We start from the raw sequence: 22,377 nt of genomic DNA on the forward strand, positions 1-22,377 counted from the left end.
ACCGCGCAGCGGCGCACGATCTGCCGGACGCGCGGAGGTCAAGGAGGCCGTCGCGGTACGGCCTCTTTGTCGCTTGCCGGCACCGGACACGCCATATAACCACCGAACGCATGGCAAGCGAAACCTTCACCGCGACAACATAAGCCCAGCGAAACCCGCACCGTGGCAACATAAGCCTCCCCGCAAGCAAGCAAAGCCCCCACCGCGACAACATAAGCCTCTCCGCAAGCAAGCAAAGCCCCACCACGGCTGGCTGCTTCATATTTAAATTCAGGAGCAAAGGTTCATCTCTCTCTGTTATGGCGTGCTACATTCGCGGCAGCCCTATATCAAAAATGTGGCCCGCGCCCTCTTTAGCGCGTCCGCCTTGGGTCCGGCGCCGCAGCCCTAATGCGCGTGCTAATTATTGTTAATCAAACTCATTGCTGTTATCGTGCCACTTGTAACATCCTCGTGACATATTGACCAAAGAGCCTCTGAATGAATCCCGATTCCCGTTATCTGCTAACCGATCCCGCCCAGCTGCGCGAGCATTATGCCCAACCCAACAAAGCGGTGGTGCAAAAACAGATCGATCATCTTGATGCCTACGCCCGCCGGCTGATTGCCCTGTCGCCGTTCATGATCCTCGGCACGCAGGGCGCACGCGGCATTGACTGCTCGCCGAAAGGAGGCGAACCGGGGTTTGTCCAGGTAGAGGATGATAAAACGCTGCTGCTGCCGGATCGTTCCGGCAACAATCGCCTCGATGGCCTTAGCAATATCCTGCACAATCCCTTTGTCGGCATGCTGTTTCTCATCCCCGGCTGGCTGGAGGGATTCCGGGTCAACGGCCGCGCGCGGATTTCCGTCGACCCGGCGCTTTGCCTGCGTTTTGCCCACAACGGCCAGCCGGCGAAAAGCGTGATTATTATCAGGGTGGAAGAGGTCTTTATTCACTGCGGTCGGGCAATCAGCTTCGCCGGACTGTGGGATAACGCGAAACATGTCGACCCCGCTCTGCTGCCCGGCGCGCTGGAAATCTTTAAAGCCCATGTCGCCCTGTCGGCCGCCGGCGCGCAGCCGGCCTGATTCCGCCGCTGCTCCGTTCGGGGGCAAATAATTTGTCTGGCATGGATTTTGCTGTATAACGTTGCGAATGTCGTTAAAAACTGTTTTTTTATGAGTGATTTTCGCCATTCGTGCGCTGCAATGGTGCGTTTACCGCACTTAGAATGTGCAATGTGGCGTCATGCGCCACGCTTTGGTGCGTCTGAACTCACAAAACGAAAACTTTTTCATTTCAAAACATTTACATTCGGCTATTTTTTAACGGTAATCCGTTTTGATTTTACGCTTTAGGCTGGTTCCAAAGCTTAACGTGATACTCATGATTGCGGCGCGCTTACCCCTTGAGCGCCGTAGTGACAGCAAAGGAGTTGGAAAATGCAAATGCGCAAATTGGCTTTATCATTACTGGTACTGGGCATGGCCGGCAGTATGGCCCATGCGGAAGACCTGACGGGCACCCTGAAGAAAATCAAAGATAACGGCGTGATCGTGGTCGGCCATCGGGAATCGTCCGTTCCTTTTTCCTATTACGACAACCAGCAAAAAGTGGTGGGTTACTCCCAGGCTTATTCCGATGCCATCGTGGACGCGATTAAAAAGAAAATTGACGCGCCTTCCCTGCAGGTGAAGTACCTGCCTATTTCCTCGCAAAACCGTATTCCGTTGCTGCAAAACGGTACCTACGATTTCGAATGCGGTTCAACCACCAATAACCTGGAACGTCAAAAGCAGGTGGATTTCTCCAATACCCTGTTTGTGATCGGCACCCGTATCGCGGTGAAAAAGGGCAGCGCCATTAAAGACTTCCCCGACCTCGCCGGCAAGACCGTGGTGGTCACCGCGGGCACCACGTCCGAAATGCTGCTCAACAAGCTGAACGACGAAAAACAAATGAAGATGCGCATCATTTCCACCAAGGATCACGGCGATTCGTTCCGTACCCTGGAAACCGGGCGCGCGGAAGCCTTTATGCTGGATGACGCCCTGCTGGCGGGCGAACGCGCCAAGTCCAAGAACCCGGATCAGTGGGATATCGTCGGTACCCCGCAGTCCAAAGAAGCCTATGGCTGCATGATGCGCAAAGACGACCCGCAGTTTAAAAAGCTGGTGGACGACACTATTGTTTCCATCCAGACCTCCGGCCAAGCGGCAAAATGGTATGACACCTGGTTTAAACAGCCGATTCCGCCGAAAAACCTGAATATGAATTTCGATATGTCCGATGACGTCAAAGCGCTGTTCAAGGCCCCTAACGATAAAGCCGTAAACTAATAACGACAATAAGGGCGGGTGACTCCCCGCCCTCTCGATTGCAGGAGGCCAGGACAGACAGACGCAGCGCGGTCGTTCCCCGCGCTGCGGATATCAAGGTCTTCGTCAATCTTCAGGGTAGCGGTGCTACCCTTTTTTACCGGAGTTTTTTATGTCAATAGATTGGAACTGGGGCATTTTTTTTGAAGCGGCCCCTTTTGGCAACACCACCTACCTCGGCTGGCTGTGGGCGGGATTTAAAGTCACCATCGCCGTCTCGTTTTGCGCCTGGATTATCGCGTTGCTGGTCGGTTCGCTGTTCGGCATCCTGCGTACCGTTCCAAATCGTTTTCTTTCCGCTTTAGGAACCTGTTACGTCGAGTTATTCCGTAACATTCCTTTGATCGTGCAGTTCTTCATTTGGTATCTGGTGGTTCCCGAGCTGTTGCCGGTCAATATCGGCACGTGGTTTAAGTCGGGCCTGGACCCGAATGTCCAGTTTTTTGTCTCCTCCATGGTGTGCCTGGGATTGTTTACCGCCGCCCGCGTGTGCGAACAGGTACGCGCCGGCATCCAGTCGCTGGCCTCCGGACAGATGGCCGCCGGGCTGGCGATGGGCCTGACCCTGCCGCAAACCTATCGTTACGTGCTGCTGCCGAACGCTTATCGCGTGATTGTGCCGCCGATGACCTCGGAAATGCTTAACCTGGTGAAAAACTCCGCCGTGGCCTCCACCATCGGTCTGGTGGATATGGCGGCGCAGGCGGGTAAACTGCTGGATTATTCCGCCCATGCGTACGAGTCTTTTACCGCGATAACCCTCGGCTACCTGATTATTAACGCGGTGATCATGTTTGCCATGCATCTGGTGGAGAAAAAAGTACGTCTGCCCGGTCATATAGGAGGTAAATGATGTACCAATTTGACTGGAGTACCATCGTCCCCAGCCTGCCGTATATGCTGCAGGGCATGGCGCTGACGCTGAAAATCACCTTTACCGCCGTGTTCTTCGGCATTATCTGGGGCACCGTGCTGGCGGTCATGCGCCTGTCGCCGCTGTGGCCAGTCAGCTGGTTCGCCAAACTTTACGTTAATCTGTTTCGATCGGTACCGCTGTTGATGGTGCTGTTGTGGTTTTATCTCGTTGTGCCGAGCTTTTTGCAAAAGGTGCTGGGACTGTCGCCGCAAACCGATATCCGGCTGATTTCAGCCATGGTGGCCTTTTCGCTGTTTGAAGCCGCCTATTACTCGGAGATTATCCGCGCCGGCATTATCAGTATTTCACGCGGCCAGGCCTCCGCGGCGCTGGCGCTGGGCATGACGCCCTGGCAGTCCATGCAATTGGTGGTGCTGCCCCAGGCGTTTCGCGCCATGGTGCCGCTGCTGCTGACCCAGGGCATTGTCCTGTTCCAGGATACGTCGCTGGTGTATGTGCTAAGCCTGGCGGACTTTTTCCGCACCGCGTCGTCGGTGGGCGAGCGCGACGGCACGCAGGTGGAAATGATCCTGTTTGCCGGCGCGGTTTATTTTGTAATCAGCCTCAGCGCTTCCCTGCTGGTGAATTATTTGAAGAAAAGGACGGTTTGATGATTTCCCTGAAAAATATTTCTAAATGGTACGGTCATTTTCAGGTTCTGAACGATTGCTCAACCGAAGTGCAAACCGGCGAGGTCGTCGTGGTCTGCGGTCCGTCCGGGTCGGGTAAATCGACGCTGATCAAAACCGTCAACGGGCTGGAGCCAATCCAGCGCGGCCAGATTATGGTCAACGATATCGCCGTCAACGATAAGCGCACCAACCTGGCCCAACTGCGCGCCAAGGTGGGCATGGTGTTCCAGCATTTTGAACTGTTTCCGCACCTGTCGATCATCGACAATCTTACCCTGGCGCAGGTGAAGGTGCTGAAGCGCAACAAGGACGCCGCGCGCGAAAAAGGCCTGAAACTCCTGGAGCGGGTGGGATTGTCCGTGCAGGCCAATAAATTCCCCGGCCAGCTTTCCGGCGGCCAGCAGCAGCGGGTGGCCATTGCCCGCGCCCTGTGCATGGATCCGGTGGCGATGCTGTTTGACGAGCCGACGTCGGCGCTGGACCCGGAAATGATCAATGAAGTGCTGGACGTGATGGTGGAGCTGGCGCAGGAAGGCATGACCATGATGGTGGTGACCCATGAAATGGGCTTTGCCCGCAAAGTGGCCAACCGGGTGATTTTTATGGACGAAGGTAAAATCGTCGAGGATACGCACAAAGAAGCGTTCTTCCAGCATCCGCAAACCGATCGCGCCCGCGACTTCCTGGCGAAAATACTGCACTAGCCGCCCGCGGCGGCCTGTCGCCATGCTGCGGGCAGGCCGCGCCGCTATTGGAACGGACGGCGGTGGAACTGATCAAACCCGCATTCCGGGCAAAGCGGCAACGTTTCCGGCGTGTAAAACGCCAGCGAATGATGGCAACGTTCGCACACCAGGTTGCCCAGCCCCACCACTTCCCCGCTGTTGTAGACGCCGTGATGGCTGACGTCTTTAAACACTTCCTGCCACTCCAGCTGGGTTTTATCGGTGATGTCCGCCAGTTCCTGCCACAGGCTCTCCTTGATAACCCGCGTAAACACGCTGTCGTCATCCTGCGTGCGGCTCTCATCATAGCTGCGGGCGAACTCTTCCAGATCGCGGCGCACCGCCCGGGTAACGTTCTCCACTTCCGCCGGCGTCAAATCGCCGGTGGCCTGCAAACGCAGGCGCGCATCCTCGACCAGCGTATCGATATTCCTTTCGCCCTGCTCAAGCTGTTGACTCAGCGAGGCCAGCAATTCGCGGTAATATTGCGCCACCTTATCCATCGTCTTCTCCTGATTTCCGCCAGTATCACCCGAAATGGCCTTCTGGCCGGGACTAAATTGGTATCATGCTGATAATTTTAGCCTATAACGGTAAACTCATTCGGTATAAAGCATGGCGCAACGCAATAATTCGGCCGGATCCGGGCTTATGTGGCAGAAATACGCATCCGGGCGGCGCTGGGTGTTGTTGCCGCCGTTGCTTATCAGCTATGCTATGCGGATCTTTTGTTATCAACGCTCGGTAGACAACGCGAGCGTAGCTGTATTTTCACTATAGGACCACTGGCTGCCATGCAAGAGCAATATCGCCCGGAAGAGATAGAATCCCACGTCCAGCTTCACTGGCATGAACACCACACCTTCAAGGTTACCGAGGATACGGGCAAGGAAAAATATTACTGTCTTTCCATGCTGCCCTATCCCTCCGGCCGCCTGCATATGGGCCATGTGCGCAACTACACCATTGGCGATGTTATCGCGCGTTATCAGCGCATGCAGGGCAAGAACGTGCTGCAGCCCATCGGCTGGGACGCCTTCGGCCTGCCGGCGGAAGGCGCGGCGGTCAAGAACAATACGGCGCCGGCGCCCTGGACCTACGACAATATCGCGTATATGAAAACCCAGCTAAAACTGCTGGGCTTCGGTTATGACTGGGACCGGGAGGTCACCACCTGCCGGCCGGAATATTATCGCTGGGAGCAGTGGTTCTTTGCCCGCCTGTACGAAAAGGGCCTGGTCTATAAAAAGACCTCGGCGGTCAACTGGTGTCCCCATGACCAGACGGTGTTGGCCAACGAGCAGGTGATCGACGGCGGCTGCTGGCGCTGCGGCACCAAGGTCGAACGTAAGGAAATACCGCAGTGGTTCGTGAAAATCACCGCCTACGCCGATGAGCTGCTGTATGGCCTGGACAACCTGGAAAGCTGGCCCGAGCAGGTGAAAACCATGCAGCGCAACTGGATCGGCCGCTCCGAAGGGGTGGAAATCCGCTTCCAGGTGGCGCACAGCGAGGAAACGCTGTCGGTCTACACCACCCGTCCCGATACCTTTATGGGCGTGACCTACCTGGCCGTCGCCGCCGGGCATCCGCTGTCGCTGGCGGCCGCGGCCGCCAACCCGGCTCTGGCCGACTTCATCGCCGAATGCCGCAATACCAAAGTGGCCGAAGCCGACATGGCGACCATGGAGAAAAAAGGCATGGCGACCGGCCTGTTCGCCATTCATCCGCTAAGCGGCGAATCCGTGCCGGTATGGGTGGCCAACTTTGTCCTGATGGAATACGGCACCGGCGCGGTCATGGCGGTGCCCGGCCACGATCAGCGCGACTGGGAATTCGCCACGAAATACCACTTGCCGATTAAAGCGGTGATCCTGGACGCCGGCGGCGCCGAGCCGGATTTAAGCCAGCAGGCCATGACTGAAAAAGGCGTGCTGTTCAATTCCGGCGAATTCGACGGTCTCGACCATACCGCGGGCTTTAACGCCGTCGCCGATAAGCTGGTGGCGGCCGGCGTCGGCGAGCGTAAAGTCAATTACCGCCTGCGCGACTGGGGCGTTTCGCGCCAGCGCTACTGGGGCGCGCCTATTCCGATGGTCACCCTGGAAGACGGCACCGTCATCCCGACCCCGGACGATCAGCTGCCGGTGCTGCTACCGGAAGATGTGGTCATGGACGGGATATCCAGTCCGATAAAAGCCGACCCCGAATGGGCGAAAACCACCGTCAACGGCCGGCCGGCGCTGCGCGAAACCGATACCTTCGATACTTTTATGGAATCGAGCTGGTACTACGCGCGTTATACCTGCCCGCACTTCGACAGCGGCATGCTGGACCCCGCCGCCGCCAATTACTGGCTGCCGGTGGATCAATATGTCGGCGGCATCGAGCATGCCATCATGCATCTGATGTATTTCCGCTTTTATCATAAGCTGCTGCGCGACGCCGGCCTGGTGAGTTCCGACGAACCGGCCAAACGCCTGCTGTGCCAGGGCATGGTGCTGGCGGACGCGTTCTATTACCTGGGTAGCGGCGGCGAACAGATCTGGATCTCGCCGGCGGATGTCGAGGTGGAACGCGATGAAAAAGGCCGTATCGTCAAAGCCACCGATAAGGATGGCCGCGAGCTGGTCTATGCCGGCATGAGCAAGATGTCCAAATCGAAAAACAACGGCATCGATCCCCAGATCATGGTGGAAAAATACGGCGCCGATACCGTGCGTTTGTTTATGATGTTCGCCTCGCCGGCGGAAATGACGCTGGAATGGCAAGAGTCCGGCGTCGAAGGGGCCAACCGCTTTTTGAAGCGCGTGTGGAAACTGGTCTACGATCATACGCAGCTTGGCGCCGCCGGCCGGCTGGATGTGGCCGCCCTTGACGAGGCGCAGAAATATTTGCGCCGCGAACTGCATAAAACCATTGCCAAGGTCAACGACGATATCGGCCGCCGCCAGACGTTCAATACCGCCATCGCCGCTATTATGGAACTGATGAACAAGCTGGCGCGGGCGCCGCAGGACACCGCGCAGGATCGCGCCCTGCTGCAGGAATCGCTGCTGGCGGTGGTGCGCATGCTGTATCCGTTTACCCCTCACGCCAGCTTTGCGCTGTGGCAGGCGCTTGGCGGCGAAGGCGATATTGACAGCGCCCCATGGCCGGTTGCCGATGAAACGGCTATGGTAGAGGAAGCGAAGCTGGTGGTTATCCAGGTCAATGGTAAACTGCGCGGAAGAATTACCGTTCCCGCCGACGCCGACGAAGCGCTGGTGCGTGAACGCGCCGTCCAGGAACACCTGGTGGCGAAACACCTGGAAGGGTTCACGGTGCGTAAAGTGATTTACGTGCCTGGCAAACTGCTTAACCTGGTTGTGGGTTAAGACAAGGAGGCGTTGTGCGACATCGTACTATAGCGTTGTTGCTGGGGCTCGCGGTGCTGGTTACCGCGGGCTGCGGTTTTCATCTGCGCGGCACCACAAAAGTGCCAAATGAATTAAAGACCTTAACCTTTAGCAGCTACGATCCCTACGGACCGCTGACCCGGGCCGTACGCGCCCAGTTGCGGCTCAGCGACGTCACCATCGTCAAGGACAAGGATCCGCGGGCCAAAACCCTGCCGTCGTTGCGCCTTACCAGCTCGATGGAAGACCGTTCTACGGTATCGGTGTTCCAGGATGGTAAAGCCGCCGAATACCAGCTGGTGCTTGAGGTGGAGGCCCAGGTGCTGACGCCGGGTAAGGATATTTTCCCCATCCGCATCCGGGTATTCCGTTCGTTCTTTGACAACCCGCTCACCGCGCTTGCCAAGGACAATGAAAACGACATTATCCGCCAGGAACTGCGTGAACAGGCGGCGCAGCAGTTAGTGCGCAAACTGCTGGCGGTCCATGCCGCGGTTGAAGCCAACGACGCCGTGGACGCCACGCTGCAAAAAACGGCGCGGGCCAATGCCGTCACCGGCGCCAAGGGAACCACCGCTACCAACACGGACGGCGCCGCGGGCATTGAAGTCATTCAAACGCCGACCTCGGCCACGGAAGAGCAATGATCAGGCTTTACCCGGAACAGCTGGGCGCGCAGCTGAAGGAAACGCTGCGCCCCTGCTATTTGCTGTTCGGGAACGATCCGTTGCTGCTGCAGGAAAGTCAGGATGCGATTCGCCGCCAGGCGCAATCGCATCAGTTCAGTGAGCATTTCAGCATTACGCTCGACGCCGCCACCGACTGGGATGACATTTTCAGTCTTTGCCAGGCGATGAGCCTGTTCGCCAGCCGCCAGACCCTGCTGTTAATCCTGCCGGAAAACGGCGCCAGCGCTCCTATCGGCGAAAAATTATTACTGCTTTCCACCCTGCTCCACCCGGATTTGTTACTGATGCTGCGCGGCGCCCGCCTGACGCGCGCGCAGGAAAACAGCGCCTGGTTCAAGGCGCTGAGCAAGGATGCGGTATTCATCACGTGCGCCACGCCCGAGCAGGCGCAGTTGCCCCGCTGGGTGGCGACGCGCGCCAAAACCATGAACCTGACGCTGGACGATGCGGCCAGCCAGCTACTGTGCTACTGCTATGAAGGCAACCTGCTGGCGCTGTCTCAGGCCCTGGAGCGTTTATCGCTGGTCTATCCCGACGGCAGCCTTACCCTGCCGCGGGTGGAAACGGCGGTTAACGACGCGGCGCATTTTACCCCCTTCCATTGGGTGGACGCGCTGTTGGGCGGCAAGAGCAAACGGGCGGCGCACATCCTGCGGCAGTTACGCCAGGAAGCCAGCGAGCCGGTAATCCTATTGCGCAGCCTGCAACGGGAGGTATTAACGCTGCTGGCATTGCATCGTGATATGCAACGCATGCCGCTGCGCGCCCTGTTTGATCAGCATAAAGTCTGGCAAAATCGCCGGGCGCTGCTGACCCAGGCACTGCAGCGCCTGTCATCCCGCCAGCTGCATCAGGCGGTCGGCCTGATGGCCAGTATGGAAATCGCCCTGAAGCAGGATTACGGCTATCCGGTCTGGACCGATCTGGAAGCCCTTTCCCTGCTGCTGTGCGGCAAATCACTGCCCGAGACCCTGATAAATGTCTGATATCGCCGACACCACGCCCCGCGCCGCAGCGCAGGCCGGACGACTGACCGCTATTTTCGGCGGCACTTTTGACCCGATTCATTACGGCCATATCAAACCGGCCATCGCGCTCGCCAGGCTGGTGGGTCTTGAGCGCATCACCCTGCTGCCCAATAACGTGCCGCCCCACCGCCCGCAGCCTGAGGCCAGCGCGCAGCAGCGCCTGACCATGGTACAGTTGGCGATAGCCGACACCGCAGGCTCGCTGTTTGATATCGACGACCGCGAGCTGCGGCGCGACAATCCGTCCTGGACGGTGGAAACCTTCGAAACCCTGCGCCGCGAGCGCGGCGCCGACGCGCCGCTGGGTTTTATCATCGGCCAGGATTCCCTGCTGACCCTGCCGCAATGGCACCGGGGCCTCGAACTGCTCGATACCTGTCATCTGCTGGTTTGCGCCCGGCCGGGATATGGCGGTAAGATGGCGACACCGGCATTGCAAGCCTGGCTCGAGTCCCGGTTAACCGAGGATATCAGCCGATTGCACCGGCAGGCCGCCGGGCTTATCTATCTGGCGCCGACGCCGGAGCTGTCGATTTCCGCCTCATTGATTCGCGAACGCCGCCACGCCGGATTGCGCTGTAACGATATGCTCTCGCCATCGGTGCAACGTTATATTGATGAACAGGGCTTATATCGCTAGTGAGCGGCCCATGCTATACTGCGCGGCTTAATTCTTCGGCTGAAGCTTAGGCTTTCTCCCGCCCGCCGCCTATGGCGTGCCGGTCCCGGCCGTAAGATCCCGGTCAGTCAGTTCTGGCATATCCGCCAGGCAGCCAACCTCTACATTTGCGGTGTCCATCGCGACAACGCATGCAAAGCACACCGAAGGGGGAACCTTTGCAAGGTAACACGCTCAAAGATTTCGTCATTGATAAAATTGATGATTTGAAAGGCCAGGATATTATTTCCATCGACGTACGCGGTAAATCCAGTATTACCGACTGTATGGTGATCTGCACGGGCACGTCCAGCCGTCACGTGATGTCCATTGCCGATCATGTCGTACAGGAGTCCCGCACCGCCGGCCTGATGCCCCTGGGCGTCGAAGGCGAAAAGGTCGCCGATTGGATCGTGGTCGACCTGGGCGACGTGATTGTCCATGTCATGCAGGCGGAAAGCCGCAGTCTTTATGAACTGGAAAAGCTCTGGAGCTGACCGGTGAGACTCCAGCTGATCGCGGTAGGCACCAAAATGCCGGATTGGGTACAAACCGGTTTTACCGATTACATGCGCCGCTTCCCCAAGGACATGCCGTTCGAGCTGAATGAAATTCCGGCCGGCAAGCGGGGCAAGAATGCGGATATCGGCCGCATCCTGGAAAAAGAAGGCGAACTGATGCTGGCGGCCGTGGGCAAAGGAAACCGCATCGTGACGCTGGATATCCCGGGCGTCCCGTGGGAAACGCCGCTGCTGGCGCAACAACTGGAACGCTGGAAACAGGACGGCCGTGACGTCAGCCTGCTGATCGGCGGTCCCGAGGGGCTGGCGCCGGCGTGCAAGGCGGCCGCGGAGCAAAGCTGGTCGTTATCGCCGTTAACCTTGCCTCATCCGTTAGTTCGGGTGTTAGTCGCGGAGAGCCTGTATCGTGCCTGGAGCATTACCACCAACCATCCATATCACCGGGAATAAACCGGTGAAGATGTATAGAGTGAAATAACCCCGCGGAATGAAAATAGATCATAACCCCTTTCGCGACTATTCAGCTGAGTCGGCACTGTTTGTCCGCCGGGCGCTGGTGGCATTTCTCGGTATCCTGGCGTTAAGCGGGATATTGATCGCCAATCTCTATCACCTGCAAATCACCCGTTTTGAAGACTACCGCACCCGCTCCAATGAAAACCGCATCAAGCTGGTGCCTATCGCCCCCAGCCGCGGCATCATTTACGATCGCAACGGCATCCCGCTGGCGCTGAACCGTACCATTTATCAGTTGGAGCTGATGCCGGAAAAAATGGATGACCTGCAGGGGACCATTGATGCGCTCAGGCCGATCGTCGATCTGACCGACGACGATATCGCCAATTTCAAAAAAGAGCGCAGCCGTTCCCACCGCTTTACCTCCCTGCCGCTGAAAGTCGGCCTGACCGAGGTGCAGCAGGCGCGCTTTGCGGTAAACCAGTTTAATTTTCCGGGCGTGGAAGTCAAAGGCTACCAGCGGCGCTATTATCCTTACGGCTCGGCGCTGACCCATGTCATCGGCTATGTTTCCAAAATCAATGATAAAGATGTGGAACGGCTGGACAAGGACGGCATCCTGGCCAACTATGCCGCCACCAACGATATCGGCAAGCTGGGCATCGAGCGCTTTTACGAGAATACGCTGCACGGCAAGACCGGTTACGAAGAGGTGGAAGTCAACAACCGCGGCCGGGTTATCCGCCAATTGCATGAACAGCCGCCCCAGGCCGGGAAGGATATCTACCTGACCCTGGACCTGCACCTGCAAACCTATATTGAAAAACTGCTGGCGGGCAGCCGCGCGGCGGTCGTGGTGGCCGACCCGCGCGACGGCGGCATCCGCGCGCTGGTATCCAATCCCAGCTACGATCCCAACCTGTTTGTCGACGGCATCACCAGCAAGGATTACCGCAACCTGCTGCAGGATGAAAACCGTCCGCTGATCAACCGCGCCACCCAGGGGGTCTACCCGCCGGCCTCCACCGTCAAGCCCTATATCGCGGTCTCCGCCCTGACCCTGGGCACCATTAACCGCAGCTACTCCCTATTTGATCCGGGCTGGTGGCAATTGCCCGGCTCGGATAAACGCTATCGCGACTGGAAAAAATGGGGGCACGGCCGGCTTAACGTCACCAAGGCGCTGGAGGAATCGGCGGATACCTTTTTCTACCAGGTGGCCTATGATTTGGGCATCGACCGGCTATCGGAGTGGATGTCGAAGTTCGGCTACGGCTCCTATACCGGCATCGACCTGTCCGAGGAGCGCTCCGGCGTGATGCCGACCCGTGAATGGAAACTGAAACGCTTTAAGAAGCCCTGGTACCTGGGCGATACCATCCCGGTCGGCATCGGCCAGGGGTACTGGACCGCCACGCCGGTGCAAATGTCCAAGGCCCTGATGTCGCTGATTAACGACGGCGCGGTGCGCATCCCGCATTTGCTGTACAGTACCCGGGAAAACGGCCAGCTGGTCCCCTATAAGCAGCCGGAACATACCCAGATCGGCGACCCGCATTCCGGTTATTGGGAAGTGGCCAAGGACGGCATGTACGGCGTCGCCAACCGGCCCAACGGCACCGCGCGCAAAAGCTTTGCCGACGCGCCGTATAAAATAGCCGCCAAATCGGGTACCGCGCAGGTGTATGGCCTGAAGGCCAACGAAGTGTATAACGCCCACAAGATCGCCGAGCATCTGCGCGATCATAAGCTGATGACCGCGTTCGCCCCCTATGACAAGCCGACAGTGGCGGTGGTGGTGATCCTGGAGAACGGCGGTATCGGTCCGGCGGTGGGCACCATTACCCGCCAGATTCTGGACCATATCATGCTGGGCGACAATACGACGGATTTACCGGCCGAGCAGCCTGCTCCGCCCGGCACTGAAGGTGATTAGCCATGACCGATAACCAGCAAAACGGGGCGTTCTGGAATAAGCTCCATATCGATGTGCCTTTTCTATTCCTGATCACGCTGTTGCTGGCGTACAGCGCCATGGTCATGTGGAGCGCCAGCGGCCAGGATGTCGGCATGATGGAGCGCAAAATCGGCCAGATTTTCATGGGCCTGCTCGTGATGCTGGTATTGGCGCAGGTGCCGCCCCGGGTCTATGAGGCCTGGGCGCCATACCTTTACATTATCAGCGTGATCCTGCTGGTGGCGGTGGACGCCTTCGGCCAGATCAGTAAAGGCGCCCAGCGCTGGCTGGATTTGGGATTTGTGCGTTTCCAGCCCTCGGAAATCGCCAAGATCGCGGTGCCGCTGATGGTGGCGCGCTTTATCAACCGCGACAGCTGTCCGCCTTCGCTGAAAAATACCGCCATCGCGCTGGTGCTGATATTCCTGCCCACGCTGCTGGTGGCGGCGCAGCCCGACCTCGGCACCGCCATCCTTATCGCCGCCTCGGGGCTGTTCGTGCTGTTCCTGTCCGGCATGAGCTGGAAGCTGATCGGGGTGGCGGCGCTGCTGGTGGCGGCCTTTATTCCGATCCTGTGGTTCTTCCTGATGCATGACTACCAGCGCGATCGCGTCATGATGCTGCTCGATCCGGAAACCGACCCGCTGGGCGCCGGTTACCATATTATCCAGTCCAAAATCGCCATTGGCTCCGGCGGGCTGAGCGGCAAGGGCTGGCTGCACGGCACGCAGTCCCAGCTGGAATTCCTGCCGGAGCGCCATACCGATTTTATTTTCGCCGTATTGGGCGAGGAACTGGGACTGATTGGCGTTCTGGTGCTTTTAGCGTTATACCTGTGCGTAATCATGCGCGGGCTGGTGATCGCCGCCAAGGCGCAGACCACCTTCGGCCGGGTGATGGCCGGGGGTTTGATGCTGATTTTGTTCGTTTATGTATTCGTGAATATCGGCATGGTAAGTGGTATCTTACCGGTGGTCGGCGTTCCGCTGCCGCTGGTGAGCTACGGCGGCTCGGCATTAATCGTGCTGATGGCGGGGTTTGGTATCGTCATGTCGATACATACTCATCGGAAAATGTTGTCTAAAAACTTATAGAGGTGAGCAATGCGGAAGGAATGGCACTGGATCGGCGTGATGGGGTTATTGCTCACGGCCTGTAGCTCGACAGAGACGACGCAGCAGCAGCAGGCGCCCGCCGCGGCCTACAACGGGCCGGTGGTGGAGATAAGCGGCGTGGAGCCGCGCTATGAGCCGTATAACCCGGCCACCAACCAGGACTATGACGTCAACGGCAAGACTTACCATATTATCAAAAACCCGCAGAATTACAGCGAAACCGGCCTGGCCGCCTGGTATGACGCGGAATCCAGCGGCAGCAACGTCACCGCCACCGGCGAACAGTTCGATGCCGGCGCCCTGACCGCCGCGCATCCGACCCTGCCCATCCCAAGCTATGTGCGGGTGACCAATATCAGCAACGGCCGCCAGCTGGTGGTGCGGGTCAACGACCGGGGTCCCTACACGCCCGGCCGCATTATCGATTTGTCGCGCGCGGCGGGCGATCGGCTGAACATCTCCAATAACAGCAAGGTACGCGTGGACTTTATCCAGGTTGCGCCGGACGGCACGCTGTCCGGGCCCGGCACCGTCGGCACCGTGGTGGCTAAACAGAACTACGCGCTGCCGCCGCGGCCCGATCTGGGCACCGGCGCGATGGGTACCCCGGTCATGCAATCGTCCGCGCCCGAAGCCGATAGCGGCGCGGTCCGCCCGGTTGCCGATCCGGTGCCGGCAAACGCGCCGGCGGACGATGACGCCACCGGCGCCCCGGTAGCCGCCGGCGGTGGCGGCGGTGGCGGTTTTCTCGGCGCCCCGTCGGCACTGCCGCCCGGCGTGATTGAATCCAGCCAGCCCGAACCCACCGTCGCCGCGCCGGTGGCGTCGCAGCCGTCATCCTATTCCGCGGGCGCCTCGACACATAGCACGCCCGTCGTCGCCCCGCCGTACGTCACGCAGCCGCCGCCCGTTTCAGCGGGCGCCACGACGCATACCACGGCCGTCGTCGCGCCGGTGGCGTCGCCGGCCGCGTCTTCCGGCCGCTACGTGATCCAGGTCGGCGCTATTGGCGACCGCCAGCGCGCAATCAGTTGGCAGCAAAGCCTGAGCCAGAAATTCGGCGTGCCGGGCAAGGTCACCGCCAACGGCGCGCTGTACCGTGTGCAACTGGGGCCGTTCAGCTCCCGGCAGCAGGCCGCCGGGTTGCAGCAGCGCCTGGTCAGCGAAGCGCAGCAGCAATCGTTTATCACTACGGCGACGGAATAGCCGGGGCGCGGGCCGGCTGAAACATTCTTAAAAGGTTCTCCCCGCCAGGTTACGGATTGCCTGATGCCGGCCTTTTTTACTTCTGCTATAGTGTGGCACGATTTTAACTTACTCCCACGGATGCTGTTGTCCTGACATGAATAAAGTAATGAGCCATCTTTTATTCAGGCGCTTAGCCTTAAGCACCCTTATTGCGCTGATCCCTCTTTCCAATAGCTACGCCGACGATGTGAATCTGAAGACCATGATTCCCGGCGTGCCGCAAATTGATGCCGAAACCTATATCCTGATCGATTACAACTCCGGCAAGGTACTGGCGGAGCAAAATGCCGACACCCGTCGCGATCCGGCCAGCCTGACAAAAATGATGACCAGCTACGTCATCGGCCAGGCGATAAAATCGGGAAAGATCACCCCTAACGATATCATCACCGTCAATAAGGACGCCTGGGCGACCGGCAATCCGGTATTCAAGGGTTCGTCGCTGATGTTCCTTAAACCCGGCGATCGCGTGCCGGTATCGCAGCTTAACCGCGGCATTATCCTCCAGTCAGGCAACGATGCCTGCGTGGCCATGGCCGATTACGTCGCCGGCAGCCAGGACGCGTTTGTCGGCCTGATGAATAACTACGTGAAAGCGCTGGGCCTGCAAAATACCCAGTTCGAAACCGTACACGGCCTTGATGCCCCGGGCCAGTACAGCTCCGCCCGCGATATGGCGCTGATCGGCAAGGCCCTGATCCGCGATGTGCCGGAAGAATACGCCACTTATAAAGAAAAAGAATTTACCTTCAATAATATCAGGCAGATGAACCGTAACGGCCTGCTGTGGGATACCGGGTTGAACGTAGACGGCATCAAAACCGGCCACACCGACTCCGCCGGTTTTAACCTGGTCGCCTCGGCCACCGACGGTCCGATGCGGCTGATTTCAGCGGTGATGGGCGGCCATTCGCCCAAGGGCCGCGAAAGCGAAACCCGCAAGCTGCTGACCTGGGGCTTCCGTTTCTTTGAAACCGTGGCGCCGCTGAAGGCGGGCAAGGAATTTGCCGCCGAGCCGGTGTGGTTCGGCGATACCGACAGCGTCAAGCTGGGCGTGGATAGCGATGCTTACCTGACCATTCCCCGCGGCCGCATGAAAGATCTGAAAGCCAGCTATACTCTAAGCCAGAAGGAATTGCATGCACCGCTTGCCAAAGGCCAGCAGGTAGGCACCATCAACTTCCAGCTGGACGGCAAGACCATCGATCAGCATCCGCTGGTGGTCCTGAACCAGGTGCAGGAAGGCAATATTTTCAGCCGCATCGTGGATTATATCAAGCTGATGTTCCATCATTGGTTCGCTTAATGCCGCCACGGCTTGTCAGCGGCAAATCAGCCCCCATATAATAGTAATAGAGCACTCCCGCCCCGGCGGGAGTGAGTTTGATGGCCAGGCCGTGCCCACGGGCACGATGGGCAGGATCGTAAAGACGCCGTAAATCCCTTCCCGGCGCTGCGCGTTATTCTTCTTACCCATCCTACCCGCCGCAAATATCCGCCAGATGCAGTGGCAGTCACGCTACCGGAGTCCCAATGAAAACCAAACTGAATGAACTGCTTGAGTTCCCCTGCTCCTTTACCTATAAAGTGATGGGCACCGCGCGTCCGGAACTGGTCGATCGCGTGGTCGAAGTGGTACAGCGCCACGCGCCGGGCGATTATACCCCCCAGGTCAAGCCGAGCAGCAAAGGCAATTACCATGCGGTGTCCATTACCATTACCGCCACCCATATTGAGCAGGTCGAAGCGCTCTATGAGGAGTTGGGCAATATCGAACAGGTCCGCATGGTCCTGTAAACCGGGAGTCGCCTGTGCCACAGGAAACCATCATAATCCGCCAGCTTGGCCTGCAGCCCTATGACGTGGTGTCGCAGGCCATGCACGTCTTCACCGATCGCCGTGACGAATCCACGCCGGATGAAATCTGGCTGGTCCAGCATCCGCAGGTATTTACCCAGGGGCAGGCCGGCAAGGCAGAACATATTCTGGCGCCGGGCGCCATTCCGGTTATCCAGAGCGATCGCGGCGGCCAGGTCACGTTTCACGGCCCCGGCCAGCAAATCCTCTACGTCCTGCTTAATCTTAAACGCCGCAGGCTGGGCGTGCGCCAGTTGGTGACCCTGCTGGAAGAAACGGTGGTGGAGACCCTGGGGCGTTTTGCCATCGCGGCGCGCGCGCGCGCGGACGCGCCGGGCGTCTATGTGAATGATGATAAAATCTGCTCGCTGGGATTACGCATCCGCAAAGGCTGTTCGTTTCACGGACTGGCGCTGAACATCGCCATGGATCTCTCGCCCTTCCTGCGAATCAATCCCTGCGGCTACGCCGGACTGCGCATGACGCAGGTAAGCGATCTGGCGCCGGGCACCCGCGTGGACGACGTGGCGCCGGTGCTGACCGGGGTCTTCCTGCAACGGCTCGGCAATCCGCCGGCCCGCATGCTGCCCTGGTATCTGGAGGATTACCCTCCCCTTGCGGACGCAATCCAGCAATAATCGCTTTTTTGGGCTGAAAGCGAACGGTTAACCATGTTATAATTTTTGATGTTTTATCAAATTTAGTTGAACAATCACGTAACAGCGTGTGTGATAACCTGCATGCTGGCACATTCGGGACGGGACCTGCGAGATTATGAGTAAACCGATACAGATGGAACGCGGCGTTAAATACCGCGACGCCGATAAAATGGCCTTAATCCCGATTAAAACCGTGGCGGTCGAGCGTCAGGAGATGCTGCGCAAACCGGAATGGATGAAGATTAAACTGCCGTCGGACTCCACGCGTATCCAGGGTATTAAAGCCGCCATGCGCAAAAACGGCCTGCACTCCGTCTGCGAGGAAGCGTCGTGCCCCAACCTGTCCGAGTGTTTTAACCATGGCACCGCCACCTTTATGATCCTCGGCGCCATCTGCACCCGCCGCTGCCCGTTCTGCGACGTCGCCCATGGCCGTCCAACCCAGCCCGACGCCAATGAGCCGGAAAAACTGGGCCAGACCATCGCCGATATGGGGCTGCGCTACGTCGTCGTCACCTCGGTGGACCGCGACGACCTGCGCGACGGCGGCGCCCAGCATTTTGCCGATTGCATCACCGCCATCCGGGCGAAAAACCCCACCATCAAGATTGAAACGCTGGTGCCGGATTTCCGCGGCCGGATGGATCGGGCGCTGGAAATCCTCAACGCGGCGCCGCCGGATGTGTTTAACCACAATCTGGAAAATGTGCCCCGGCTATACCGCCAGGTGCGCCCGGGCGCCGACTATAACTGGTCGCTGAAACTGCTCGAGCGTTTCAAGGAAGCCAACCCCGACCTGCCGACCAAATCCGGACTGATGGTGGGGCTGGGCGAAACCAACGCGGAAATCGTTGACGTCATGCGCGATCTGCGCCGCCACGGCGTCACCATGTTGACCCTGGGCCAGTATCTGCAGCCCAGCCGTCATCACCTGGCGGTGAAGCGTTACGTCAGTCCGCAGGAATTCGACGAGATGAAAGCGGAAGCCATGGCCATGGGCTTTACCCATGCGGCGTGCGGTCCGTTCGTGCGCTCGTCCTACCATGCGGACCTGCAGGCCAAGGGCATTGAGGTAAAATAACCGGCGACATATCCGGTTACATTCTGACTGCGGCCAATAAAAAAGGATGGTTGCGATAACCATCCTTTTCCGCGCCAGGTTTACTCTTTACGTTCTGTAACCTGGGGCGCCACGGTATCATCAGCCTGCGTTTTCGGCGCGACCGCATCATCGCTACCCATCGCTTTCTTGAAACCTTTGATAGCCGCGCCCAGGTCGCCGCCCAGGCTGCGCAGCTTATTGGTGCCGAACAGCAGCACAATCAAGGCGCCGATGACTAATAATTTGGTAATACTTAAACCTTCCATACTCACCTTCTTGCTTAACGCTTGCTGATAAAACCAGCGATTGATACATGTTAATCGCTTTTTACCGCTATTACCCCTGCATTACAAGAGATATCTGTAACAGTTTTACATACCGGGGCGTTATTCCCGCTACGCCCCGCCCGGTTACAGGAACCGGCTGAGAAAAGCGCGGGTGCGCGGATGCTGCGGATTGACCAGCACATCCTGTGGCGGCCCCTCCTCCACCACCACGCCCTGATCCATAAACACCACCCGATCCGCCGCCTCGCGGGCAAAGCCAATCTCATGGGTGACCACGATCATCGTCAATCCCTGATCCGCCAGGCTGCGCATGGTGGCCAGCACCTCGCCCACCAGCTCCGGATCCAGCGCCGAAGTCGGCTCATCAAACAGCATCAGCTTAGGCCGGATGGCCAGCGCCCGGGCGATAGCCACCCGCTGTTGCTGGCCGCCGGAAAGATGGCGGGGATAGGCGTCGGCCTTTTCACTCAGTCCCACCGTTTGCAACAGCTCGCGCGCGTAACGCACGGCGTCGCGGCGGCTCTGTTTATGTACGCCGATCGGCGCTTCGATAATATTTTGCAGCACCGTCATGTGGGGATAAAGATTAAACTGCTGGAAAACCATACCGATTTCCTGGCGCTGGCGTGCAATGGCCCGCGGGGACAATTTATGCAACACGCCTTTGCGCAGCTCGTAGCCCACCTGGTGATCGCCGACGATAATCGAGCCCTGGTTCATATCTTCCAGATGGTTAATACAGCGCAAAAAGGTGGATTTCCCCGATCCGGACGGTCCCAGGATCACCACCACCTCGCCCGGCAACACGTCCAGGCTGATACCCTTAAGCACCTCATGATCGCCATAACTCTTGTGCACGTCCCGGGCGCGTACCAGCGGAACGGAAGTTTGCTGAACCATTATTTTTCTCCTGCCACGCTATCCGCCGGCGCGGCCTGGCGCCGCCGGGTCACCGTCTCGCTGCGGCGGGTGCCGCGGGCGTAATAACGCTCGATGGCGGACTGCGCCACGTTCAGCACCGAGGTAATGATCAGATACCAGATCACCGCCACCATCAGCATCGGCACCACTTCAAAGGTGCGGTTATAGACCGACTGTACCGAATAGAGCAAATCGCCCATGGCGATGACACTCACCAGCGACGTGGCTTTAATCATGCTGATCAGCTGGTTGCCGGTGGGGGGAATAATCGACCGCATGGCCTGGGGGATAATAATGCGCCGCAACGCCCGGCTGCGGCTCATGCCGAACGCCTGGGTGGTTTCCACTTGGCCGGTATCCACCGACAGCAGCCCGGCGCGAATAATCTCCGCCATATAGGCGGCCTCGTTGAGCGCCAGGCCGGCAATGGCGGCGGTAAGGGGAGTAATGAGATCGTTGGTGTTCCAGCTGGCGTATACCGGGCCGACAAACGGCAACCCGAGGGTCACATGCGGGAACAGCGTCGACATGTTGTACCAAAAAATCAGTTGCACCAGCAGCGGCGTGCCGCGGAAGAACCAAATATACAGGCCCGCCAGCCCGCGCAACAGCCGGTGATCGGACAGACGGGCCACCGCCAGCAGCAGCCCGAGCAGCACCCCGAGCACCATGGAGATCACCGTCAGGCCCAGGGTCACGCCCAGACCGCGCAGCACCGACGCCTCGGTAAACCAGGCCCTGACCACGTGCCATTCAAAGTTTTTGTTGTTGGCGACCACCCAGACCACATCGGCGGCAATCAACAACACCACTACCCATAACACTATATGGCCCAGCCGCCCCGGCGGACGCGCATAACGCACGTCGCGCTCGGTGTCCGCGGGCGTCGGCGTGGCATCGGTAGCACGTCCGGTCATGGTTTCGCACCTGGATTGCTGGCCAGGTTACGGCCCGGCGCCTTGAGCATATTGTCCTGTAGATGCCATTTTTTCATGATGGCGGCATAGGTGCCGTTGGCAAACAATTTTTGATAGGCTTCCAGCACCACCGCGCCGAACGGCGAATCCTTCGGCACTACCGACCCCTGGAACAGATCGCCAAAGCCATTGGCTTTACCCTGTCCGCTTAATTCCAACTGCCCGTTGGTTTGCGCCACAAAATAGGTCAGGGGCGCCTGGGAGGAGAAAAAGGCGTCGACCCGGCCGGAACGCACCGCCAGCACCGACGTGGGCTGATCGGTAAAGGAGGCGACGGTCACCGGCGCCTTGCCCGCCGCGACGCAGGTGGCGGACTGTTTGCGGATGACCTGCTCGGCTGAACCGGCCGCCATGACCGCGATGCGCTTGCCGCAGGTATCAATCAGGCCGTTGATGGTGGCCGGATTGCCCTTAGGCACGGCGAACACCACGAATTCCTGCACAAAATCGATAAAATCATTTTTCTGTTCCCGGTCGGGAAAATCGCCGACCGGGCCGATAGCCATCTGGTAGCGGCCGGAATTAATGCCGCTCAACACGCCGGACAGACCGCTGACCGACGCGTGTTCGATCTTAACGCCCAGCAGCTGCCCCAGCGCCTGGGCTAAATCGGCGCTGGCGCCGTCCAGGGAATGGGTGCTGGTGGCAATCTCATAGGGAGGGAACGATCCGTTATTAACGGATATAATCCGGCCCGACTGCTGGATATCCTGGGGTAACTTAGCGTGCAGCGCGGTATCCAGCGCCTGCACCGGCAGCGCGTCATCCGCCAGCGCGCCGCCCGACAGCGCCAGGCAGAACAGGGCAACCAGCCGTTTTTTCATTACATTCATTGCATTTCCCCTGATGTCGATAACCTATTGATGATTG

The 22,377-nt window shown here is 58.7% G+C and carries 23 protein-coding genes; 18 read left to right on the forward strand and 5 right to left on the reverse strand.

The annotated features are described in order from the left end of the window. Positions 1-480 precede the first annotated feature (480 nt). The 5 genes from ACL2XM_RS15025 to ACL2XM_RS15045 all read left to right on the forward strand — a co-directional run bounded on the left by ACL2XM_RS15025 (position 481) and on the right by ACL2XM_RS15045 (position 4,613). Positions 481-1,071: an MSMEG_1061 family FMN-dependent PPOX-type flavoprotein gene (locus ACL2XM_RS15025; protein ID WP_410016089.1), complete on the forward strand. Its 591-nt coding sequence runs from the start codon at positions 481-483 to the stop codon at positions 1,069-1,071. Between the two features lie 354 nt (positions 1,072-1,425). Next, positions 1,426-2,322, forward strand: a complete 897-nt coding sequence (locus ACL2XM_RS15030; protein WP_410016090.1) for an amino acid ABC transporter substrate-binding protein — start codon at positions 1,426-1,428, stop codon at positions 2,320-2,322. A gap of 151 nt (positions 2,323-2,473) precedes the next feature. Continuing rightward, the gene (locus ACL2XM_RS15035) at positions 2,474-3,214 is read left to right on the forward strand and encodes an amino acid ABC transporter permease (RefSeq protein WP_410016091.1); all 741 of its coding nucleotides are present in this window, start codon (positions 2,474-2,476) and stop codon (positions 3,212-3,214) included. Beyond that, positions 3,214-3,888 (forward strand): glutamate/aspartate ABC transporter permease GltK, encoded by a 675-nt coding sequence (gltK, locus tag ACL2XM_RS15040; RefSeq protein WP_410016600.1) that lies wholly within the window; start codon positions 3,214-3,216, stop codon positions 3,886-3,888. The genes ACL2XM_RS15035 and gltK overlap by 1 nt, the downstream gene beginning before the upstream one ends. Further along, positions 3,888-4,613 (forward strand): amino acid ABC transporter ATP-binding protein, encoded by a 726-nt coding sequence (locus tag ACL2XM_RS15045; RefSeq protein ID WP_410016092.1) that lies wholly within the window; start codon positions 3,888-3,890, stop codon positions 4,611-4,613. The genes gltK and ACL2XM_RS15045 overlap by 1 nt, the downstream gene beginning before the upstream one ends. A 44-nt stretch (positions 4,614-4,657) precedes the next feature. Here the strand turns inward: ACL2XM_RS15045 and ACL2XM_RS15050 are convergent, their stop codons facing one another. Beyond that, entirely contained in the window at positions 4,658-5,137 is a 480-nt protein-coding gene (locus tag ACL2XM_RS15050) for a zinc ribbon-containing protein (RefSeq protein ID WP_413722293.1), read from the reverse strand. A gap of 291 nt (positions 5,138-5,428) precedes the next feature. On the opposite strand from ACL2XM_RS15050, the gene leuS reads away from it, so the two are divergent. From leuS to lipA, 13 genes are all read left to right on the forward strand, one after another. After that, positions 5,429-8,011, forward strand: a complete 2,583-nt coding sequence (leuS, locus tag ACL2XM_RS15055) for a leucine--tRNA ligase (protein WP_413731174.1) — start codon at positions 5,429-5,431, stop codon at positions 8,009-8,011. Positions 8,012-8,025: 14 nt separating this feature from the next. Beyond that, entirely contained in the window at positions 8,026-8,679 is a 654-nt protein-coding gene (gene lptE / locus ACL2XM_RS15060; RefSeq protein WP_413722292.1) for an LPS assembly lipoprotein LptE, read from the forward strand. After that, the gene (gene holA / locus ACL2XM_RS15065) at positions 8,676-9,707 is read left to right on the forward strand and encodes a DNA polymerase III subunit delta (protein ID WP_410016096.1); all 1,032 of its coding nucleotides are present in this window, start codon (positions 8,676-8,678) and stop codon (positions 9,705-9,707) included. The genes lptE and holA overlap by 4 nt, the downstream gene beginning before the upstream one ends. Further along, complete coding sequence (gene nadD / locus ACL2XM_RS15070) at positions 9,700-10,389, forward strand: nicotinate-nucleotide adenylyltransferase (RefSeq protein WP_410016097.1); 690 nt, start codon at positions 9,700-9,702, stop codon at positions 10,387-10,389. Before holA ends, nadD begins: the two co-directional genes overlap by 8 nt. Before the next feature lie 197 nt (positions 10,390-10,586). Further along, entirely contained in the window at positions 10,587-10,904 is a 318-nt protein-coding gene (rsfS, locus tag ACL2XM_RS15075; protein WP_410016098.1) for a ribosome silencing factor, read from the forward strand. Positions 10,905-10,907: 3 nt separating this feature from the next. Continuing rightward, the gene (gene rlmH, locus ACL2XM_RS15080) at positions 10,908-11,378 is read left to right on the forward strand and encodes a 23S rRNA (pseudouridine(1915)-N(3))-methyltransferase RlmH (RefSeq protein ID WP_410016099.1); all 471 of its coding nucleotides are present in this window, start codon (positions 10,908-10,910) and stop codon (positions 11,376-11,378) included. Positions 11,379-11,415: 37 nt separating this feature from the next. After that, positions 11,416-13,320: a peptidoglycan DD-transpeptidase MrdA gene (gene mrdA / locus ACL2XM_RS15085; protein WP_410016100.1), complete on the forward strand. Its 1,905-nt coding sequence runs from the start codon at positions 11,416-11,418 to the stop codon at positions 13,318-13,320. A 2-nt stretch (positions 13,321-13,322) separates the two neighbouring features. Continuing rightward, the gene (mrdB, locus tag ACL2XM_RS15090) at positions 13,323-14,435 is read left to right on the forward strand and encodes a peptidoglycan glycosyltransferase MrdB (RefSeq protein ID WP_410016101.1); all 1,113 of its coding nucleotides are present in this window, start codon (positions 13,323-13,325) and stop codon (positions 14,433-14,435) included. Positions 14,436-14,444: 9 nt separating this feature from the next. Next, on the forward strand, positions 14,445-15,662 hold the full coding sequence (rlpA, locus tag ACL2XM_RS15095) for an endolytic peptidoglycan transglycosylase RlpA (RefSeq protein ID WP_413731175.1): 1,218 nt from the start codon (positions 14,445-14,447) through the stop codon (positions 15,660-15,662). Between the two features lie 136 nt (positions 15,663-15,798). After that, positions 15,799-17,010: a D-alanyl-D-alanine carboxypeptidase DacA gene (gene dacA, locus ACL2XM_RS15100; protein WP_410016103.1), complete on the forward strand. Its 1,212-nt coding sequence runs from the start codon at positions 15,799-15,801 to the stop codon at positions 17,008-17,010. 227 nt (positions 17,011-17,237) lie between these two features. Further along, the gene (ybeD, locus tag ACL2XM_RS15105) at positions 17,238-17,501 is read left to right on the forward strand and encodes a DUF493 family protein YbeD (protein ID WP_410016104.1); all 264 of its coding nucleotides are present in this window, start codon (positions 17,238-17,240) and stop codon (positions 17,499-17,501) included. 14 nt (positions 17,502-17,515) lie between these two features. Beyond that, on the forward strand, positions 17,516-18,199 hold the full coding sequence (lipB, locus tag ACL2XM_RS15110; RefSeq protein WP_413722290.1) for a lipoyl(octanoyl) transferase LipB: 684 nt from the start codon (positions 17,516-17,518) through the stop codon (positions 18,197-18,199). A 136-nt stretch (positions 18,200-18,335) separates the two neighbouring features. Further along, a complete protein-coding gene (gene lipA, locus ACL2XM_RS15115; protein WP_410016106.1) occupies positions 18,336-19,301 on the forward strand; it encodes a lipoyl synthase in 966 nt (321 codons plus the stop codon). An 80-nt stretch (positions 19,302-19,381) separates the two neighbouring features. Here lipA and tatE read toward each other — a convergent pair whose 3' ends face one another. From tatE to ACL2XM_RS15135, 4 genes are all read right to left on the reverse strand, one after another. Beyond that, on the reverse strand, positions 19,382-19,588 hold the full coding sequence (gene tatE, locus ACL2XM_RS15120) for a twin-arginine translocase subunit TatE (RefSeq protein WP_413722288.1): 207 nt from the start codon (positions 19,586-19,588) through the stop codon (positions 19,382-19,384). A 144-nt stretch (positions 19,589-19,732) separates the two neighbouring features. Further along, on the reverse strand, positions 19,733-20,509 hold the full coding sequence (locus ACL2XM_RS15125; RefSeq protein ID WP_413722287.1) for an amino acid ABC transporter ATP-binding protein: 777 nt from the start codon (positions 20,507-20,509) through the stop codon (positions 19,733-19,735). Further along, entirely contained in the window at positions 20,509-21,447 is a 939-nt protein-coding gene (locus ACL2XM_RS15130; protein WP_410016109.1) for an amino acid ABC transporter permease, read from the reverse strand. Before ACL2XM_RS15130 ends, ACL2XM_RS15125 begins: the two co-directional genes overlap by 1 nt. After that, positions 21,444-22,331: an ABC transporter substrate-binding protein gene (locus ACL2XM_RS15135; RefSeq protein WP_413723409.1), complete on the reverse strand. Its 888-nt coding sequence runs from the start codon at positions 22,329-22,331 to the stop codon at positions 21,444-21,446. Before ACL2XM_RS15135 ends, ACL2XM_RS15130 begins: the two co-directional genes overlap by 4 nt. Positions 22,332-22,377 lie beyond the last annotated feature (46 nt).

Source organism: Sodalis sp. RH20 (assembly GCF_047324205.1).
Lineage (GTDB): Bacteria > Pseudomonadota > Gammaproteobacteria > Enterobacterales > Enterobacteriaceae > Acerihabitans.

Coding starts and splice junctions, on each gene's coding strand:
- ACL2XM_RS15025 (WP_410016089.1), top strand. CDS start 481: ATGAATCCCGATTCCCGTTATCTGCTAACCGATCCCGCCCAGCTGCGC.
- ACL2XM_RS15030 (WP_410016090.1), top strand. CDS start 1,426: ATGCAAATGCGCAAATTGGCTTTATCATTACTGGTACTGGGCATGGCC.
- ACL2XM_RS15035 (WP_410016091.1), top strand. CDS start 2,474: ATGTCAATAGATTGGAACTGGGGCATTTTTTTTGAAGCGGCCCCTTTT.
- gltK (WP_410016600.1), top strand. CDS start 3,214: ATGTACCAATTTGACTGGAGTACCATCGTCCCCAGCCTGCCGTATATG.
- ACL2XM_RS15045 (WP_410016092.1), top strand. CDS start 3,888: ATGATTTCCCTGAAAAATATTTCTAAATGGTACGGTCATTTTCAGGTT.
- ACL2XM_RS15050 (WP_413722293.1), bottom strand. CDS start 5,137: ATGGATAAGGTGGCGCAATATTACCGCGAATTGCTGGCCTCGCTGAGT.
- leuS (WP_413731174.1), top strand. CDS start 5,429: ATGCAAGAGCAATATCGCCCGGAAGAGATAGAATCCCACGTCCAGCTT.
- holA (WP_410016096.1), top strand. CDS start 8,676: ATGATCAGGCTTTACCCGGAACAGCTGGGCGCGCAGCTGAAGGAAACG.
- nadD (WP_410016097.1), top strand. CDS start 9,700: ATGTCTGATATCGCCGACACCACGCCCCGCGCCGCAGCGCAGGCCGGA.
- mrdA (WP_410016100.1), top strand. CDS start 11,416: ATGAAAATAGATCATAACCCCTTTCGCGACTATTCAGCTGAGTCGGCA.
- mrdB (WP_410016101.1), top strand. CDS start 13,323: ATGACCGATAACCAGCAAAACGGGGCGTTCTGGAATAAGCTCCATATC.
- rlpA (WP_413731175.1), top strand. CDS start 14,445: ATGCGGAAGGAATGGCACTGGATCGGCGTGATGGGGTTATTGCTCACG.
- dacA (WP_410016103.1), top strand. CDS start 15,799: ATGAATAAAGTAATGAGCCATCTTTTATTCAGGCGCTTAGCCTTAAGC.
- ybeD (WP_410016104.1), top strand. CDS start 17,238: ATGAAAACCAAACTGAATGAACTGCTTGAGTTCCCCTGCTCCTTTACC.
- lipA (WP_410016106.1), top strand. CDS start 18,336: ATGAGTAAACCGATACAGATGGAACGCGGCGTTAAATACCGCGACGCC.
- tatE (WP_413722288.1), bottom strand. CDS start 19,588: ATGGAAGGTTTAAGTATTACCAAATTATTAGTCATCGGCGCCTTGATT.
- ACL2XM_RS15125 (WP_413722287.1), bottom strand. CDS start 20,509: ATGGTTCAGCAAACTTCCGTTCCGCTGGTACGCGCCCGGGACGTGCAC.
- ACL2XM_RS15130 (WP_410016109.1), bottom strand. CDS start 21,447: ATGACCGGACGTGCTACCGATGCCACGCCGACGCCCGCGGACACCGAG.
- ACL2XM_RS15135 (WP_413723409.1), bottom strand. CDS start 22,331: ATGAAAAAACGGCTGGTTGCCCTGTTCTGCCTGGCGCTGTCGGGCGGC.